The organism is Pseudomonas sp. Marseille-QA0332, from assembly GCF_054950175.1.
On sequence record NZ_CM143106.1, the window covers coordinates 3378143 to 3395563 of the forward strand.

The window sequence follows — 17421 nt, forward strand, 5'->3', positions numbered from 1 at the left end:
TTCCAGGGCGGGGACCGCGCTGCGTTCTGACGCGCAACCTGTCGGACGGCTCCCCTCGTGCATCATCCTACGCTGGGATAATGCGCACACAAAAACTGGGGCATTATATACTTCCGGCACCCAAACGGAAACGACACCGCTTGCCGTGCACTGGCTCGGCGACACCCACATCGGATATCCCATGCAAGTCAAGAACCCCATCCTCGGCCTGTGCCAGCAGGCTCGTTTCGCCATCAGCGCCGCCAAGGTCGAACAATGTCCCGACGACCAGGGCTACGAAGTGGCTTTCGCCGGCCGCTCCAATGCCGGCAAGTCCAGCGCCCTGAATACCCTGACCCATGCCAACCTGGCGCGCACGTCCAAGACGCCTGGGCGGACCCAATTGCTTAACTTCTTCAGTCTGGACGATCAACGGCGTCTGGTCGACCTGCCAGGCTATGGCTATGCGAAAGTGCCGATTCCGCTCAAGCAGCACTGGCAACGCCACCTGGAGGCTTACCTGGGCAGTCGCGAATGCCTCAAGGGCGTGATCCTGCTGATGGATGTCCGCCACCCGATGACCGATTTCGACAAGATGATGCTCGACTGGTCGCAGGCCAGCGGCATGCCAATGCACATCCTGCTGACCAAGGCCGACAAGCTCACCTACGGGGCGGCCAAGAACACCCTGCTCAAGGTGCAGACGCAGATCCGCAAGGAGTGGCACGCAGGCGTGACCATCCAACTGTTCTCGGCGCCCAAGCGACAAGGGCTCGAAGAGGCCTATGCGGTGCTGGCCGCCTGGATGGCGCTGGAGGACCGGCCAGTCGCCTGATGCGCCAAGGGCGAATCGCGGGCAAAAAAAACCCCGGACTTCATATGGGGAGGGGGAAGTTCGGGGTCCAAGACCGGACCGCTAGGGCGGGGTCCGGATATCTGCCAACACTTAACACAACATAGGAGCATCGAAAGGCTTCACCAGCCATTCAGGTACTCTGAGTGCGATTTCACCAGTTTAGTTCCGGGCATTGAAAACTATTTGCGATTGCCCACGCCAGCGCTGCTTGCGGGCCGGGCCGGGCCGGCAGCCATTCACCGCTCGGCAACGAGGCGCAAGCCTCAGTGCGCTTCGTCCCAGTTCGCGCCCACGCCCACTTCGACCAGCAGCGGGACATCCAGGCGGGCCGCGCCACTCATGTGCTGACGAATCTCGCTGCCGACCTGGTCGACCAGGTCTTCGCGCACTTCGAGCACCAGTTCGTCATGCACTTGCAGGATGACCCGAGCGTCCAGGCCGCTGTCGAGCAGCCAATGGTCGACCGCGACCATGGCGCGCTTGATGATATCGGCCGCCGTGCCCTGCATGGGCGCGTTGATCGCCGTGCGCTCGGCCCCACGGCGCAGGGCCGGGTTCTTGGCATTGATATCCGGCAGGTACAGGCGACGACCGAACAACGTCTCGACGTAGCCCTGCTCGGCTGCCTGGGTACGTGTGCGCTCCATGTAGGCCAGCACGCCAGGATAGCGGGCGAAGTAACGGTCTATGTAGTCCTGGGACTGTTTGCGGTCGACGCCGATCTGCTTGGCCAGGCCGAACGCGCTCATGCCGTAGATCAGCCCGAAGTTGATGGCCTTGGCGCTACGCCGCTGGTCGTTGCTGACCTGCTCCAGTTCGACCCCGAACACTTCGGCGGCGGTCGCCCGGTGGACGTCCAGGTCGTGGCGAAAAGCGTGCAGCAAACCTTCGTCCTTGGCCAGGTGGGCCATGATGCGCAGTTCGATCTGCGAGTAGTCGGCAGCCAGCAGCTTGTAGCCGGGGCTGGCGACGAAGGCCTGGCGGATACGCCGGCCTTCGGCGGTACGGATCGGAATGTTCTGCAGGTTCGGATCGCTGGAGGACAATCGACCGGTCGCCGCCACGGCCTGCTGGTAGGAGGTATGGATACGCCCGGTGCGCGGATTGATCTGTTCCGGCAGGCGGTCGGTATAAGTGCTCTTGAGCTTGCTCAGCGAACGGTACTGCATGAGCACCTTGGGCAACGGGTAATCCTGCTCGGCCAGCTCCGCCAGCACTGCCTCGGCCGTGGACGCCTGGCCCTTGGCGGTCTTGCTCAACACCGGCATGCCCAGCTTGTCGTAGAGAATCGAGCCAAGCTGCTTGGGCGAGCCCAGGTTGAAGGTCTCGCCGGCCAGTTCGAAGGCCTCGCTCTCGAGGCTGGCAAGCTTCACGCCCAGCTCCTCGCTCTGGATGGCCAGCGGCGCGGGATCGACCAGTGCGCCCTGCCGCTCGATCCGAGCCAGGACCTGGACCAGCGGCATCTCGATATCCATCAGCACGGGCAGCACGCTTGGCGTCTTGGCCATGCGTGCCTGCAGCGCCTCATGCAGGCGCAGGGTGATGTCGGCATCTTCGGCCGCGTACGGGCCGGCCTTTTCCAGGGGAATCTGGTTGAAGGTCAGTTGCTTGGCACCCTTGCCAGCGATGTCCTCGAAGGCGATCGTCGAATGCCCGAGGTATTTCGAGGCCAGGCTGTCCATGTCGTGACGGGTGGCGGTCGAGTCGAGCACATAGGATTCGAGCATGGTGTCATAGGCCACGCCCTGCAAGGCGATGCCCTGAGCACGATCGCCACCGATGGCGCAGTTGGCCAGGATGTTGATGTCGTACTTGGCGTTCTGGCAGACCTTGGCCTTGGCAGGGTCTTCCAGCAGCGGCTTGAGCGCCAGCAACACCGCATCGCGGTCCAGCTGCTGCGGTGCGCCGGGGTAATCGTGGGCCAGCGGAACATAGGCGGCCTCATGCGGCTCGACGGCGAACGAGACACCGACCAGCTGCGCCTGCTGGGCATCGAGGCTGGTGGTCTCGGTATCGAACGAGAACAGCGAGGCCTGGCGTAGCTTCTCGAGCCAGGCCTCGAAGCGCGCCTGCTCGAGGACGGTTTCGTACCTTGACTCGACCATGGCCACTGGCTGCTCCAGCGGCTCGATGGTCTCGCCAGCCTGGCTGGCCTCTCGCTGCACCTCGGAAATCCAGCTCTTGAATTCCATTTCGGTGTACAGCGCCAGCAGCTTCTCGCGATCGGGCTCGGTACATACCAGCGCATCGACTTCGATATCCAGCGCGACATCGATCTTGATGGTCGCCAGCTCGTAGGACATGAACGCCGCGGCGCGATGCTCCTCGAGCTTGGCCGGCAGGCTCTTGGCGCCGCGGATCGGCAGGGCCGGTACCTTGTCGAGGTTCTCGTACAGTTCGCGCAGGCCGCCACCGATACCGGTCAGCAGCCCCACCGCCGTCTTTTCGCCCACCCCGGGCACGCCGGGAATGTTGTCGACCTTGTCGCCCATCAAGGCCAGGAAATCGATGATGTGTTCAGGCCCCACGCCGAACTTCTCGCGAACCCCCGCCACGTCCAGCACGCTGCCGGTCATGGTGTTGACCAGGGTGATGTGGCCATCCACCAGCTGCGCCATGTCCTTGTCGCCGGTAGAGATGATCACTGGCCGGCCGGCCGCGGCGCTGCTGCGGGCCAGGGTGCCGATCACGTCGTCGGCCTCGACCCCTTCCACGCACAGCAGTGGGTAGCCGAGGGCGCGCACGCTGGCGTGCAACGGCTCGACCTGCACCCGCAGGTCATCGGGCATGCTTGGCCGATTGGCCTTGTACTCGGCGAACATGGCGTCGCGGAACGTGCCCCCCTTGGCATCGAAGACCACCGCGAAGAGGCTGTCCGGGTATTGCTTGCGCAGGCTCTTGAGCATGTTCAGCACGCCCTTGACCGCGCCGGTCGGCATGCCCTTGGAGGTAGTCAGTGGTGGCAGCGCGTGAAAGGCGCGGTACAGGTAGGAGGAACCGTCCACCAGGACGAGGGGGGGTAGGCTCATGAGCAGAATCAACCTTTTCGACGGGTCCGGCGCTAGAATAGCCCGAATCATTGACGACAAAGGGACAAGGTTATCATGGGTACATTCAATCGCCTGTTGTTGCTCGGTCTGCTGGCCACCACGCCGGTCGTCACCCTGGCGGCGGACGACGCCCCCTCGGCAGATCCCGAGGTAACCATTCGCACGGAAGGCGACAGAACCATCCAGGAATACCGGCAGAACGGCTTCCTGTATGCCATCAAGATCACGCCGAAACACGGCAAACCCTATTTTCTGGTACGCGCCGACGGCTCGGACGGCAACTTCGTCCGCTCCGACCAACCGGACATGCTGATTCCGTCGTGGAAAATCTTCGAGTGGTAAGTTGACGCGCACCTTTCACATCAACCTGGCACTTCCCGACGGAAGTGCCCGCATGGGCATTCTTTCATCATGTCAGTCTTCACCCCCCTGACCCGACCACAGCTGGAAACCTTCCTGGCGCCGTACGGCCTGGGTCGCCTGCTCGACTTCCAGGGCATCGCCGCCGGGACCGAAAACAGCAATTTCTTCATCAGTCTGGAGCAGGGAGAGTTCGTGTTGACGCTGGTCGAGCGCGGGCCCGTCGAGGACATGCCGTTCTTCATCGAGTTGCTCGACGTCCTGCACGACGCCGACATGCCGGTACCTTTCGCCTTGCGCGATGCCGATGGCAATGCTCTGCGCGAATTGGCCGGCAAGCCGGCGCTGTTGCAGCCTCGACTCTCGGGCAAGCACATCAAGGCGCCCAACAACCAGCATTGCGTCCAGGTCGGCGAGTTGCTGGCCCACATCCACCTGGCCACGCGCGAGCAGGTTCTCGAACGACGTACCGATCGTGGCCTGGACTGGATGCTCGAAAGCGGCGCGCAACTGCTGCCGAGCCTCGCTCCTGGCCAGGCCGGGCTGCTGCAGGCGGCCCTGGACGAGATCGTCGCCCACCAGGCACAGATCCTGGCGCTGCCCAGGGCCAACCTGCACGCCGACCTGTTCCGCGACAACGTGATGTTCGAAGGCACCCACCTGACCGGCGTCATCGACTTCTACAACGCCTGCTCAGGACCGATGCTCTACGACATCGCCATCACCCTGAACGACTGGTGCTGCGACGAGCAGGGCGCTATCGACGTGGCGCGCGCCCAGGCTCTGCTAGGCGCCTATGCCGCCCTGCGCCGGTTCACCGCCGCCGAGGCCGAGCTGTGGCCGGTGATGCTGCGGGTGGCCTGCGTACGCTTCTGGTTGTCGCGGTTGATCGCCGCGCAGTCGTTTGCCGGCATGGATGTGCTGATCCATGACCCCGCCGAATTCGAAGTGCGCCTGGCGCGGCGCCAGCAGGTCGACGTGCAGCTGCCGTTCGCCCTGTAGCGGGCAGATCCACCTGGAGCCACGCAAGCGGCTCCAGGCGCACGGGGACGGGGCGACTACCCGGCCGCCGTCGCTCAAAGTGCCTCGAGGCATCCCGCCAGGTCATCGCCCAGCTTGGCCAGCAGGCGCTCGTAGCCCCTGGCATCCACCGCATCGTCGCCGCCCAGGGCGTCGAGTTCGGCCAGGCGTACCGGCAGGCCGGCCGTCAGGGTCTCTGCCAGCCGCGGCCGCAGCGGCGGCTCGCTGAACACGCAGGTCTTGCCCACTGCCTGCAAGCGCTTGCGCATGGCGGCAACGTGCTGCGCCCCTGGCTGGACCTCGGCGGCCACGCTGAAGACGCCGGTGTGCTTCAGGCCGTAGGCCGCCTCGAAGTAGTCGAAGGCTTCATGGAAGACGAAGTAGGGCTTGCCGGCCACGCTGGCGACCTTTTCCCTGATCCGCCGGTCCAGGCCGTCGAGGCGGCCGACGAAGGCTTTCAGGTTGTCCTGGTAGCGCGTCGCGTTGGCCGGATCGGCCGCTGCCAGGTCGGTTGCCATCCGCGCGGCGATGACCCGCGCATTGGCCGTCGACAGCCACAGGTGGGCATCGAGGCTGCCGGGGCGGTGGTCATGGTCGTGGTCGTCGTGGTCGTCGTGGTCGTGGCCGGCTTCGTGGGAATGGCTGTCTTCGCCGAAACGACGCAAGTGCATGCCTGGCAGATCCTGTACGGCCACCGTGGCTTTCTGGCGGCTGGCCAGTACCCGTGGCAGGAAACCTTCCATGTCCGGCCCGATCCAGTACAGCAGGTCGACCTGGGCGACCTTGCGCACATCCGATGGACGCAGGGCGTAATGATGCGGCGAAGCCCCTGGCGGCAACAGCACCTCAGGGCTGCCGACCCCTTCCTGCACAGCAGCGGCGATCTGCTGCAAGGGTTTGATGCTGGTCAGCACCTGCACGTCGGCCCGGGCCAAGGTGGCACCGAGCGAACCTAGGAAAACGACGAAAAGAGCAAGGAATCGGGACACGGTAGATACTCGACAGGCCAGAAACGGGTAACATAATAACGTCTCTACCCGGAACCGTCGCTCCCCATGTCCATCACATTGCTGGCTCATCGTCCCCACGATCATTCCCATTGCGTCCATAGCGCACTGGCCGAGGCCGATGCCCTTTGCACGCGCCAGGGCCTCCGCCTGACCGCCTTGCGCCGCCGGGTGCTGGAACTGGTCTGGCAGAGCCACAAGCCGCTGGGCGCCTACGACATCCTTGCCGTGCTGAGCGAACAGGATGGCCGCCGCGCCGCGCCGCCAACCGTCTACCGCGCCCTGGACTTCCTCCTGGAAAACGGCCTGGTTCACCGCATCGCCTCGCTCAACGCCTTCATTGGCTGCAGCCATCCCGAACATGCCCACCAGGGACAGTTCCTGATCTGCCGCGAATGCCACGTGGCCATCGAGCTCGAGCAGCAGAGCATCAGCGATGCCATCGTCGCCAGTGCGCGCGCGGTGGGCTTCGCGGTGGAAGGGCAGACGGTGGAGGTCGTCGGCCTGTGCGCCAATTGCCGGGGCGCGGCATGAGCGACGCGCTTATTCGATTGCAGCAGGTCGGTGTCAGCTTTGCCGGCGAACCGGTACTCGACAACATCGACCTGAGCGTAGCCCCCCGTCAGATCGTCACACTGATCGGCCCCAATGGCGCCGGCAAGACCACCCTGGTACGCACGGTGCTGGGCCTGCTCAAGCCGCACCGCGGCAGCGTCTGGCGCCAGCCGCGCCTGCGGGTCGGCTACATGCCGCAAAAGATCCAGGTGGACGCCACCTTGCCACTTTCCGTGCTGCGCTTCCTGCGCCTGGTACCGGGCGTCAGCCGTGCAGCGGCGCTTGAGGCCTTGCAGGAAGTCGGCGCGCCGCATGTCATCAACAACCCGGTGCAGGCCATCTCCGGCGGCGAGATGCAGCGGGTCCTGCTCGCTCGGGCCCTGCTGCGCAAACCGCAGCTGCTGGTTCTCGACGAGCCCGTGCAGGGTGTCGACGTGGCCGGGCAGTCGGAGTTGTACAGCCTGATCACGCGACTGCGTGATCGTCATGGTTGCGGTGTGCTGATGGTGTCCCATGACCTACACCTGGTCATGAGCACCACCGACCAGGTGGTCTGCCTCAACCGCCACGTCTGCTGCTCCGGCCACCCCGAACAGGTCAGCGGCGATCCGGCCTTCGTCGAGCTGTTCGGCAACAATGCCCCGAGCCTGGCGATCTACCACCATCACCACGACCACAGTCACGACCTGCACGGTTCGGTGGTCGCGCCTGGCACTCATGTCCATGGAGAGCACTGCAAGCATGGCTGATTTTCTTCTCTACGCCCTGCTTGCCGGACTGGCCCTGGCGATCGTGGCCGGCCCGCTGGGCTCGTTCGTGGTATGGCGGCGCATGGCCTATTTCGGCGATACCTTGTCGCATGCCGCATTGCTGGGCGTGGCCCTTGGCTTGGCCCTGGACGTCAGTCCCGCGCTGGCCGTGACCGTCGGCTGCCTGCTGCTGGCCATCCTGCTGGTGACCTTGCAGCGACGCCAGCCGCTGGCATCCGATACCTTGCTCGGCATCCTGGCGCCGAGCACGCTGTCGCTCGGCCTGGTGGCGCTGAGCTTCATGCACGATGTGCGCATCGACCTGATGGCCTACCTGTTCGGCGACCTGCTGGCGATCAGCACCAGCGACCTGGGCTGGATCCTTGGTGGCAGTGCGCTGGTCCTGCTGTTGCTGGCCGTGCTCTGGCGCCCGCTGCTGGCAGTGACCGTGCACGAGGAGCTGGCGACGGTGGAAGGACTGCCGGTAGGCGCCTTGCGCATGACGTTGATGCTGCTGATCGCGGTGGTGATCGCCGTGGCGATGAAGATCGTCGGCGTGCTGCTGATCACCTCGCTGCTGATCATTCCGGCCGCCGCGGCCCAGCGTCACGCCCGCTCTCCCGAGCAGATGGCGCTCGGTGCCAGCCTGCTGGGCGTGACGGCGGTATGCGCCGGACTGGCCCTGTCGTGGTTCAAGGACACGCCGGCCGGGCCGTCGATCGTGGTCTGCGCGGCGATGCTATTCTTGCTCAGCCTGACCTTGCCCAAGCGTTGAATGGAGGCGTTCCAGCGCCTCGTGCAACCTTGGTCTGGGTGACGGGTCTTGAAGATCTGTTTCCGAGCGTGCTGCCGTGGGTGTAGACTTGCTCGCTTTTTGCGCAACTAGAGAGTCGCAGGAATGAAGCCGTTCGCTACCCGTTATCTGCTCCTTGCCGCTTTTTCGCTGCTGCTGTCCGCCTGCTCCGGCAAGCCGGTCGAGCAGGCGCAGGCGCCGGCCCAAGGCGATGTCTGGCAACAGTTGCAGCAGAACATCGCCAGCAACGAACTCGCCACGGCCGAAGACCAGCTGGCGACCCTACAGGCGCATTCGCCCGACGACGCACGCCTCGAGCAGTTCCAGCGCCAGCTGGCCGAAGCCTACCTGCAACGCAGCCAGATCGTTCTGCAGAAAGGCGACGTCAATGCCGCAGCCACCGCCCTGGCGCGGGCCCGGGTACTGATGCCCGAGGCACCGGCACTGACCGGGGGGGTGAACGGCGGAGCGCTCGCCCAGGCTCGCAAGCTCGAACTGGAAAAGGCCGAGGCCGCGCTAAAGGCCGCCGAAGCCAGGCCACCGGCGCAGGTCATCGACCCTACCGCCCCCAGCACGGTCATTGCCTTGGAAACCACGGACATCCGTGCGATGCGCAGACAGCTCGATGCGATCGCCAGTGACGTGGTCAACTATCGCTGCGAGGTGATCTTCCAGGTGCCACGCACTCAGGACGCCCCTTGGCTCAAGACCTTGCTGCGCAAACGCGTGAGTCGGCTCGACAGCGGCTTCGAGCTACGCCAGCGCCACCAGATCCAGCGTTCCCTGCCTGCGCAGGTAGTGCTGGTCCCGCATCAGGAGTGAGCCTGCCCATGGGTTCGGTGCAAGCAGGCGCGGCGAGCGTCTGCTTGCACCGGTAGCCGACCTCAGGCTGGAATCGCCTCGGCGACGGCTTCACGCTCCCACACGCGGTGCTGTTCGAGCACCTTGGCGAAGGCCTCCACGGTCTGCTGGTCGTCACCGAGCAGCAATCCCTTGTCTTGCGCGAGCCCCAGGCCGTCGAGCAGCGCCTTGCCCGCGCTGGCCACGCCCATGGGCTTGAGGTGCTTGAAGGCTTCGAGCAGGTAGTGCTTGGCCAGGCCACTGGCCGCCAAGGCTTCCAGCGCCGCCTTGCCGGCCGGCACCCACAGGCCGTCGACCATCACCGATGGCATGCCTTCCATGGAGGCATCCACGGGCAACTGCTTGCCCTCGGCCGTGGTGACCGGTGCCGAGGACGGGCCAAGCAGCAGGGGACGGGCGCTGAGCGCCTCGAATGCCTTGACCAGCCGATCGACGCTGTCCTCCTCCACGCCGTTGGCCACCAGGATGGCGATCTTGCGACCCTTGATGCCGACGCTGCCTGGGTGATTCATCTGGCTCAGCGCTGGCGACTGCTGCAGGCTCGAGCCCTTGACCTGCACGGTAGGCGCCTTCGGTGCCGGCAGGCCCAGGTTGGCCGCGACGGCTGCCGCCAGATCCAGGTCGATGTTGGCCAGGATCTCGTTCACCTGGCGCGCACGGATGTGCTCGCGTTCGACCTTGCCCAGCTCGAAGCTGTAGGCCTTGACGATGTGCTGCTGCTCGTTCGGGCTCATGCTCTTGTAGAACAGCCGGGCCTGGGAGAAATGATCACCGAACGACTCGCTGCGCTCGCGGATCTTGCGAGCGTCGATGCGCTCCTGGTAGCTCTCGAAACCGCCATCGCGCGGCGCGGGCGGGGTTTCCTTCGGCCACCCTGCATCGATGGAATTGGGCTCGTAGGAGGCACGCCCCTTGTCGATGGTCATGCGGTGCATGCCGTCGCGCTGGCCGTTGTGATTCGCCACCACGGGTCGGTTGATCGGGATTTCGTGGAAGTTCGGGCCGCCCAGACGGCTCAGCTGGGTATCGGTATAGGAGAACAGCCGGCCTTGCAGCAGCGGATCGTTGGTAAAGTCGATGCCAGGCACGATATGGCCAGGGCAGAAGGCGACCTGCTCGACCTCGGCGAAGAAGTTGTCAGGGTTGCGATTGAGGACCATCTTGCCCAGCGGGGTCACCGGCACCAGTTCCTCGGGAATGATCTTGGTCGGGTCGAGCAGGTCGAAGTCGAACCTGTGCTCGTCGGCCTCGGGAACGATCTGCACGCCCAGTTCCCATTCCGGGTAGTCGCCGGTCTCGATGGCCTCCCAAAGGTCGCGACGGTGGTAGTCGGTGTCCTTGCCGGCCAGCTTCTGCGCCTCGTCCCACAGTACCGAGTGCACGCCCTGCCTGGGTTTCCAGTGGAACTTGACGAAACTGGCCACGCCCTCGGCGTTGATCAGGCGGAAGGTGTGCACGCCGAAACCTTCCATCATTCGCAGGCTGCGCGGAATGGCACGGTCGGACATGGCCCAGATGACCATGTGCGCCGATTCGGGTACCAGCGAGACGAAGTCCCAGAAGGTGTCATGGGCCGAGCCGCCCGTGGGGATTTCATTGTGCGGCTCAGGTTTCACCGCATGGACGAAATCCGGGAACTTGAGCGCATCCTGAATGAAGAACACCGGCATGTTGTTGCCGACCAGGTCGAAGTTGCCCTCGTCGGTATAGAACTTCACCGCGAAGCCGCGCACGTCCCGCACCGTGTCGCCCGAGCCACGCGGCCCTTGCACGGTGGAGAAGCGCACGAACACTGGGGTGATCTGTTCCGGATCCTGGAGAAAGCCCGCCTTGGTCAGCTCGGCATGCTTGCCGTAGCTCTGGAAGTAGCCGTGCGCCCCGGTCCCGCGGGCATGGACGATACGCTCGGGGATGCGCTCATGGTCGAAGTGGGTGATCTTCTCGCGCATGATGAAGTCTTCGAGCAGCGAAGGCCCGCGGGCCCCGGCCTTGAGGGTGTTCTGGTTGTCGGCGATCTTCACCCCCTGGTTGGTACGCAGGGCCTGGCCGGTGGCATCGCTGCGAACGGCCTCCAGCGCCTGCAGCTTGGCATTGGTGTTGGCCCTGTCCGGCGTCTGGGTGCCGGCGAGCTGGCTCTCGCGCGGGGTATCGGTGTGCTTGCGGGTCATGCTAGCTCTCCCTCGTTGTTCAGGCCGCCCGTTTCGGGCTTGTCCTGCTAAGGACTGAACAAACGAAGCGCGCGTTCCATCGAAGCTGCCAACCGTCGCGTTATGCCCGCCAGGCTGGTCGAAACCGAAATAAATGCTAAGAACGGCTATCGGAAAAGGCTAAAATGCACGGCTCGGCCAAACGCCGCCTTTATTCATGCGCCCCACAAGGTTCGCTAAGTGATCGAGTTTCAAGACGTACACAAGACCTACCGCGTCGCCGGTAAGGACATTCCCGCCCTGCAGCCGACCCGCCTGGCCATCGAGGATGGCCAGGTGTATGGCCTGATCGGCCATTCCGGTGCGGGCAAGAGCACATTGCTGCGCCTGATCAACCGCCTGGAGAACCCCAGCGGGGGCCGGATCATCGTCGATGGCGAGGAAGTCACCGCGTTCGATGCCAGGCAGCTGCGCCGCTTCCGCCAGCAGGTCGGCATGATCTTCCAGCATTTCAACCTGCTGGCTTCCAAGACCGTTGCCGACAACGTGGCCTTGCCCCTGACCCTGGCTGGCGAGCTGTCGCGCGCCGAAATCGACCAGCGCGTGGCCGAACTGCTGGCCCGTGTCGGGCTCTCGGACCATGCCCGCAAGTACCCCGCGCAACTGTCCGGTGGACAGAAGCAGCGCGTCGGCATCGCCCGCGCCTTGTCCACACGCCCGAAGATCCTGCTGTGCGACGAGGCCACCAGCGCCCTCGATCCGCAGACCACGGCCTCGGTCCTGCAGCTGCTGGCAGAGATCAACCGCGAGCTAGGGCTGACCATCGTGCTGATCACCCACGAGATGGACGTGATCCGCCGGGTCTGCGACCGCGTGGCGGTGATGGATGCCGGCCGTATCGTCGAGCAGGGCCCGGTCGCCGAGGTGTTCCTGCACCCGCGGCACCCCACCACCCGGCGCTTCGTCCAGGAAGACGAACAGCTCGACGAGAACGAGCAGCGCGACGATTTCGCCCATGTTCCCGGACGCATCGTGCGCCTGACGTTCCAGGGCGAAGCCACCTACGCGCCACTGCTGGGCACCGTCGCCCGCGAGACCGGCGTGGACTACAGCATCCTGGCCGGACGGATCGACCGCATCAAGGATGTGCCCTACGGGCAACTCACCCTGGCCGTCACCGGCGGCGACATCGAGGCGGCCTTCGACCGCTTCAAGGCAGCTGACGTACATATGGAGGTACTGCGTTGATGGACGCCCTGGATTTCTTCGCCAAAGTCGACTGGGCCGAAATCTGGCTGGCCACCCTCGACACCATGACCATGCTGTTCAGCTCGCTGTTCTTCACGGTGCTGCTGGGCCTGCCGCTGGGCGTGCTGCTATTCCTCTGCGGGCCTCGGCAGATGTTCGAGCAGAAGGGCGTCTACGCGCTGCTGTCGCTGGTGGTCAACATTCTGCGCTCGCTGCCGTTCATCATCCTGCTGATCGTGATGATCCCGCTCACGGTGCTGATCACTGGCACCTCGCTCGGTGTTCTCGGCGCGATACCGCCGCTGGTGGTAGGCGCCACGCCATTCTTCGCGCGCCTGGTGGAAACCGCCCTGCGCGAAGTCGACCGGGGCATCATCGAGGCGGCCCAGTCGATGGGCGCCACGACCCGGCAGATCATCGTCAAGGCCTTGCTGCCGGAGGCGCGTCCGGGCATCTTCGCCGCCATCACGGTCACCGCCATCACCCTGGTGTCCTACACGGCAATGGCCGGCGTGGTCGGCGCCGGCGGCCTCGGCGACCTGGCCATCCGTTTCGGCTACCAGCGCTTCCAGACCGAAGTCATGGTCGTCACCGTGGTGCTGTTGCTGATCCTGGTGCAGGTGCTGCAAAGCGTCGGCGACAGGCTGGTCATGCATTTTTCCCGCAAGTAACCCAAACGCTCGGTCGGGGGCCCGGGTGGTCCCTTTCAAGGAGAGTCAATGAAAAAGCTGCTCGCTGTCTTTGCCGCTGTCGCGGCCTTCTCGGCCCATGCCGAAACCCTCACCGTCGCCGCCACCCCGGTGCCGCACGCCGAGATCCTCGACTTCGTCAAGCCGCAGTTGGCCAAGCAGGGCGTGGAGCTGAAGGTCAAGGAGTTCACCGACTACATCCAGCCGAACGTACAGGTGGCGGAAAAGCGCCTGGACGCGAACTTCTTCCAGCACCAGCCTTACCTGGACGAGTTCAACAAGGCCAAGGGCACCAACCTGGTCAGTGTGACCGGCGTTCACCTGGAACCGCTGGGCGCCTACTCCAGCAAGCTGAAGAAGCTCGACGAACTGCCAGCTGGCGCGACCGTGGTCATTCCCAACGACGCCACCAACGGCGGCCGCGCCCTGCTGCTGCTGGACAAGGCCGGGGTGATCAAGCTCAAGGACGGCAACAACATCCTCTCGACCATCAAGGACATCACCGAAAATGGCAAGAACCTCAAGTTCCGTGAGCTGGAGGCAGCCACCATCCCGCGCGTGCTGACCCAGGTCGACCTGGCCCTGATCAATACCAACTACGCGCTGGAAGCCAAGCTCGATCCGGCCAAGGATGCACTGGTCATCGAGGGCAGCGATTCGCCGTACGTGAACATCCTGGTCGCCCGCCCCGACGACAAGGACAGCGATGCCATGAAGAAACTGGCCGCTGCCCTGCATTCGCCAGAAGTGAAGCAGTTCATCGGTGAGAAATACCAGGGCGCGGTAGTACCCGCGTTCTGAGCCAGCCCCGAGCAGGCAAGCGGGCCTGGAGCCCGCGTCGCCTGCCAGAGCCTAGGGCCGTTTCGCGGCCCCTTGGCTTACCGGATAGCTCGATCCGGTTCCTCAATCGCGCGCGACCAGACCCGGCAGTTGCGCCACCAGCTTGCGGTTGTCGAACGGTGCCCGGATGAACCCACGCTGGCGCCCGTCCGGCCCGACGATGGCCAGGTTGCCGCTGTGATCGACGGTATAGCCCGGCTTGCTGGTATCGGCCGGAATGAACGGAATGCTCAGGCCATTGGCCAGTTTCTGGGTATCGTCCAGCGTCCCGCTCAGGCCCAGGAAGTCCTTGTCGAAATAGCCCAGGTACTGCTTGAGCTGCGCCGGCGTGTCGCGGGCTGGGTCGACGCTCACCAGCACGATGCGCAGCCGCTCCAGCGCCTGCCGGGGTAGTTCGCTCTTGACCTGGCGCAGTTGCGCCAAGGTCGTCGGGCAGATATCCGGGCAATAGGTATAGCCGAAGAACACCAGCGACCACTTGCCTTGCAACTGGTCGAGCCGAACGGGCTGCCCATCCTGGTCGAGCATCCCCACTTCTGGCAGCACACGACTCTGCGGCAACAGGATGATTCCGGCATCGACCAACTCGGCCGGGTTGGCCGCGCCTCGTCCATCGAGTACCCGATGGACGGTCAGGCCCAGGATCAACGCGACCAGGCCAACGAGAATGAAGACGGTTTTCTGGGTTCGGGTCATGGTTCCGGCAGCACTGGCAGATGGAGGAAAGCGAGCACGCCACCGGCCAAGGTGCAGGTGGTCACGCCGTCAGACGTCCTGGTTAGCCAGGGCGTCGATCGCACGGTACAGGAGCCATCGCCAGGGCGAAAGCGCAAGGCGCCTCAGGACCCTGGATCGCGCAAGCGTCGCCAACGCTCCCAACCGGCCCTCGGACGCCCCACATCGCTGTCAACCACCACCGACCAGCCTCTTTGCGCTTGGCTGCGGTGCAGCAGGCCGAGCCCGATGCGGTAGTTGACGACCACCATCACCATCAGCAACAACGCACCGCCGGCACTGTGCGCCAGCGCGATGGGCAACGGCACATGCAGCAGCACGTTGGCGAGCCCCAAGCCAAGCTGCACCAGCAGCATGCCTGCGACCAGGCAAGCCAGCCCGGCCAGGCCATGACGCACCAGTTTCCAGCTCAACAGCCCCAGCACCCCCAGCACCACCAGCGCGCCGGCCCGATGCGTCAGATGGATGGCCGTCCTCGCCTCGCTGTCCAGCTGGCCGCCGAGATAATTGGGGCCTATCCGTTGGGCAAGATGAAAGCCGTTGGCGAAGTCCGCGGCTGGCCACCATTGCCCATGGCAAGTTGGCAGGTCGATGCAGGCCACCGCGGCATAGTTGGCACTGACCCAACCGCCGAGGGCGATCTGCCCGATCACAACCAGCAAGCCAAGCAGCGCCAGCCGCTGCAAGCCCTTGCAGCGGCTGGCGCCAGGTGCAAAGGCGCCCGACAGGCGCAGACTGAGCAGCAGCAACAGGCTCAGCGTGGTGAAGCCACCAAGCAGGTGGACGACGACGACCTGCGGCCAGAGCCTGAGGGTTACCGTCCACATGCCGAAGACCGCCTGGGCGAGCACCATGCCGACCAACCCCAGCGGCAGGCACCAGGGCCGCTCATGGCTGGTCCGCACGCGGCAGGCCTGCAAGGCCAGCATGAAGATGACCAGCGTCAACGCACCCGCGAAATAGCGATGAAGCATTTCGGCCCAGCCTTTGGCCGCCTCGACTGGATGGTCGGGGAAATGCAGCTCGGCGTGGGCCAGTTGCGCCGGGCTGCCAGGCACCCCGGCCAGGCCATAGCAGCCTGGCCAGTCCGGGCAGCCCAGGCCCGCGTGGGTCAGCCGAGTATAGGCGCCGAGCAGCACGACCAGCAGGGCCAGGCAGGTGGCGCAAGCCGCGAGGCGATATCCGGGTCTGGGCATGGCGGGCTCCTAGCCGATGTTGGAGAGCTTGAGCAGATGCCTCAGATCGTCGAGCACATGCCTGCCCTTGACCTTGGCGTCATAACGCAGCACCAGGTTGCCGTGAGGGTCGACGATCCACAGTTGTGGGCCAGGCTCGACGATCCTGGTGGCATGCCGGTGCCGGTCGAGCGGGTAGCGCTGCAGGCGTGGATAGTCTCGCGCCAGCAACGCTTGGTAGGCCGGCGTCAATGGCTGCGCCGTCGCCAGTGCATGGCTGGCGCGGTGGACATCACGGCCCAGGCCGACATGTACCTGCCTGGCCAGGTAGACCAGTGCCTCGCATGCCTGGTCGCAGGCCCCAGGCGCGGTCACCAGCAACTGCCAGCCCGGCGGCGGGGTATCGACTCGCACGCCGATGTCGCTGCGCTGCTCGCCGTTGCCGATCAGCGCACCGTGATAGCTACGGCCATGCGGGATCCAGAAGCCATGGTGATACATGCTGGTGGCCAGCAGCATCGGGCCGAACGCCACCAGCAAGATCAACGCCAGCTGCCAGCGGCCGCGACGGCGCATGGCGGCTCGCTCAGGCATGTCCATCGGACGGGTCGCGCTGCACATGGGGGTTCTCCTTGCGAGGGTTCCAGCCGAAATACAGATAGAGCGCCAGCAATGCCGTGGCCAGGGCGAACCACTGCACGGCATAGCCCAGGTGCTTTTCCGGCTCTGTGGTCACCACCGGCCAATCCAGCCGGTAGCTGGCCGGACCCGGCTCCAGGCGCAGTTCATGGGCGATGCCTTCGCGCTCCAGCTCCTGCCACAGGTGCCGAGGCTCGATGCCATTGAGCAGGCGCGGCCACTGGCCTGCGACCGGGTCGGCCCGCAGCTGGAGCAACTGCCCGGTCGCCTCGTGGACCCAAGCCTGCAAGGCCAGCGACCGGGACGGCGTTTCGAACGTGACAGGCAGGCGTCGGTCCGGCCAGGCCAGCCAGCCTCGATTGACCAGCAGCCACACGCCACTGGCCTCGTCCTGGAAGGGCTGCAACAGCTCCACGCCCGCCTTGCCACCACGCATCCGGTTGTCCAACAGGATGCTGTGGCGCGCATCGAAACGCCCCCGCAGTTGCACGCGACGGAATGCCGGCTCGCTGGATTCACGCAAGCGCTCGACCGTCAGCGGCTCTTCCAGTTGACGCGCTGCATGCATGGCCAACAGCGCGCGCTTGTGCTCGGCCCGGCTGAGCTGCCAGCAGCCGAGGGCGACCAGTGCGGGCAACAAGGCCAGCACCACCAGGGTCGGCACCAGGCCTGGGCGGAACCGTTTCAACGGGGCGTCTCCCAGGTGCTCGCTATACTT

Annotated in this window: 17 protein-coding genes; 10 read left to right on the top strand and 7 right to left on the bottom strand. The window is 65.0% G+C overall.

Annotation, left to right across the window (positions count from 1 at the left end; translation table 11 throughout):
* Window positions 1-181 precede the first annotated feature (181 nt).
* Window positions 182-814: a ribosome biogenesis GTP-binding protein YihA/YsxC gene (gene yihA / locus ACY8GK_RS15535; RefSeq protein WP_196175524.1), complete on the top strand. Its 633-nt coding sequence runs from the start codon at window positions 182-184 to the stop codon at window positions 812-814.
* 284 nt (window positions 815-1098) lie between these two features.
* On the opposite strand, the gene polA is transcribed toward yihA, so the two are convergent.
* Window positions 1099-3864, bottom strand: coding sequence for a DNA polymerase I (polA, locus tag ACY8GK_RS15540; protein WP_196175522.1), 2766 nt, complete (start codon window positions 3862-3864; stop codon window positions 1099-1101).
* Window positions 3865-3939: 75 nt separating this feature from the next.
* Between polA and ACY8GK_RS15545 the strand changes: the two genes are divergently transcribed.
* Entirely contained in the window at window positions 3940-4227 is a 288-nt protein-coding gene (locus ACY8GK_RS15545) for a DUF2782 domain-containing protein (RefSeq protein WP_196175520.1), read from the top strand.
* A gap of 69 nt (window positions 4228-4296) precedes the next feature.
* Window positions 4297-5247, top strand: coding sequence for a homoserine kinase (locus tag ACY8GK_RS15550; RefSeq protein ID WP_462401584.1), 951 nt, complete (start codon window positions 4297-4299; stop codon window positions 5245-5247).
* Window positions 5248-5321: 74 nt separating this feature from the next.
* Here the strand turns inward: ACY8GK_RS15550 and ACY8GK_RS15555 are convergent, their stop codons facing one another.
* On the bottom strand, window positions 5322-6254 hold the full coding sequence (locus tag ACY8GK_RS15555; protein WP_462401585.1) for a zinc ABC transporter substrate-binding protein: 933 nt from the start codon (window positions 6252-6254) through the stop codon (window positions 5322-5324).
* A 66-nt stretch (window positions 6255-6320) separates the two neighbouring features.
* On the opposite strand from ACY8GK_RS15555, the gene zur reads away from it, so the two are divergent.
* The 4 genes from zur to ACY8GK_RS15575 all read left to right on the top strand — a co-directional run bounded on the left by zur (window position 6321) and on the right by ACY8GK_RS15575 (window position 9191).
* On the top strand, window positions 6321-6806 hold the full coding sequence (gene zur / locus ACY8GK_RS15560; protein ID WP_196175513.1) for a zinc uptake transcriptional repressor Zur: 486 nt from the start codon (window positions 6321-6323) through the stop codon (window positions 6804-6806).
* The gene (znuC, locus tag ACY8GK_RS15565; protein WP_196175511.1) at window positions 6803-7576 is read left to right on the top strand and encodes a zinc ABC transporter ATP-binding protein ZnuC; all 774 of its coding nucleotides are present in this window, start codon (window positions 6803-6805) and stop codon (window positions 7574-7576) included. The genes zur and znuC overlap by 4 nt, the downstream gene beginning before the upstream one ends.
* On the top strand, window positions 7569-8351 hold the full coding sequence (gene znuB, locus ACY8GK_RS15570) for a zinc ABC transporter permease subunit ZnuB (protein WP_196175509.1): 783 nt from the start codon (window positions 7569-7571) through the stop codon (window positions 8349-8351). The genes znuC and znuB overlap by 8 nt, the downstream gene beginning before the upstream one ends.
* Before the next feature lie 123 nt (window positions 8352-8474).
* On the top strand, window positions 8475-9191 hold the full coding sequence (locus tag ACY8GK_RS15575) for a PA5502 family lipoprotein (protein ID WP_462401586.1): 717 nt from the start codon (window positions 8475-8477) through the stop codon (window positions 9189-9191).
* Window positions 9192-9253: 62 nt separating this feature from the next.
* On the opposite strand, the gene katE is transcribed toward ACY8GK_RS15575, so the two are convergent.
* The gene (gene katE / locus ACY8GK_RS15580; protein WP_196175505.1) at window positions 9254-11398 is read right to left on the bottom strand and encodes a catalase HPII; all 2145 of its coding nucleotides are present in this window, start codon (window positions 11396-11398) and stop codon (window positions 9254-9256) included.
* Between the two features lie 219 nt (window positions 11399-11617).
* On the opposite strand from katE, the gene ACY8GK_RS15585 reads away from it, so the two are divergent.
* From ACY8GK_RS15585 to ACY8GK_RS15595, 3 genes are read left to right on the top strand one after another with little or no spacing between them, the layout of a single operon-like run.
* On the top strand, window positions 11618-12625 hold the full coding sequence (locus ACY8GK_RS15585) for a methionine ABC transporter ATP-binding protein (protein WP_462401587.1): 1008 nt from the start codon (window positions 11618-11620) through the stop codon (window positions 12623-12625).
* On the top strand, window positions 12625-13296 hold the full coding sequence (locus ACY8GK_RS15590; RefSeq protein ID WP_196175501.1) for a methionine ABC transporter permease: 672 nt from the start codon (window positions 12625-12627) through the stop codon (window positions 13294-13296). Before ACY8GK_RS15585 ends, ACY8GK_RS15590 begins: the two co-directional genes overlap by 1 nt.
* A gap of 48 nt (window positions 13297-13344) precedes the next feature.
* The gene (locus ACY8GK_RS15595) at window positions 13345-14115 is read left to right on the top strand and encodes a MetQ/NlpA family ABC transporter substrate-binding protein (RefSeq protein WP_462401588.1); all 771 of its coding nucleotides are present in this window, start codon (window positions 13345-13347) and stop codon (window positions 14113-14115) included.
* Between the two features lie 102 nt (window positions 14116-14217).
* Here ACY8GK_RS15595 and ACY8GK_RS15600 read toward each other — a convergent pair whose 3' ends face one another.
* From ACY8GK_RS15600 to ACY8GK_RS15615, 4 genes are all read right to left on the bottom strand, one after another.
* Window positions 14218-14850 (bottom strand): SCO family protein, encoded by a 633-nt coding sequence (locus ACY8GK_RS15600; protein WP_196175497.1) that lies wholly within the window; start codon window positions 14848-14850, stop codon window positions 14218-14220.
* Between the two features lie 143 nt (window positions 14851-14993).
* On the bottom strand, window positions 14994-16085 hold the full coding sequence (locus ACY8GK_RS15605) for a COX15/CtaA family protein (RefSeq protein WP_196175495.1): 1092 nt from the start codon (window positions 16083-16085) through the stop codon (window positions 14994-14996).
* A gap of 9 nt (window positions 16086-16094) precedes the next feature.
* Entirely contained in the window at window positions 16095-16685 is a 591-nt protein-coding gene (locus ACY8GK_RS15610) for a hypothetical protein (RefSeq protein WP_462401589.1), read from the bottom strand.
* Entirely contained in the window at window positions 16651-17391 is a 741-nt protein-coding gene (locus ACY8GK_RS15615; RefSeq protein WP_462401590.1) for an SURF1 family protein, read from the bottom strand. Before ACY8GK_RS15615 ends, ACY8GK_RS15610 begins: the two co-directional genes overlap by 35 nt.
* Between the last annotated feature and the right edge of the window lie 30 nt (window positions 17392-17421).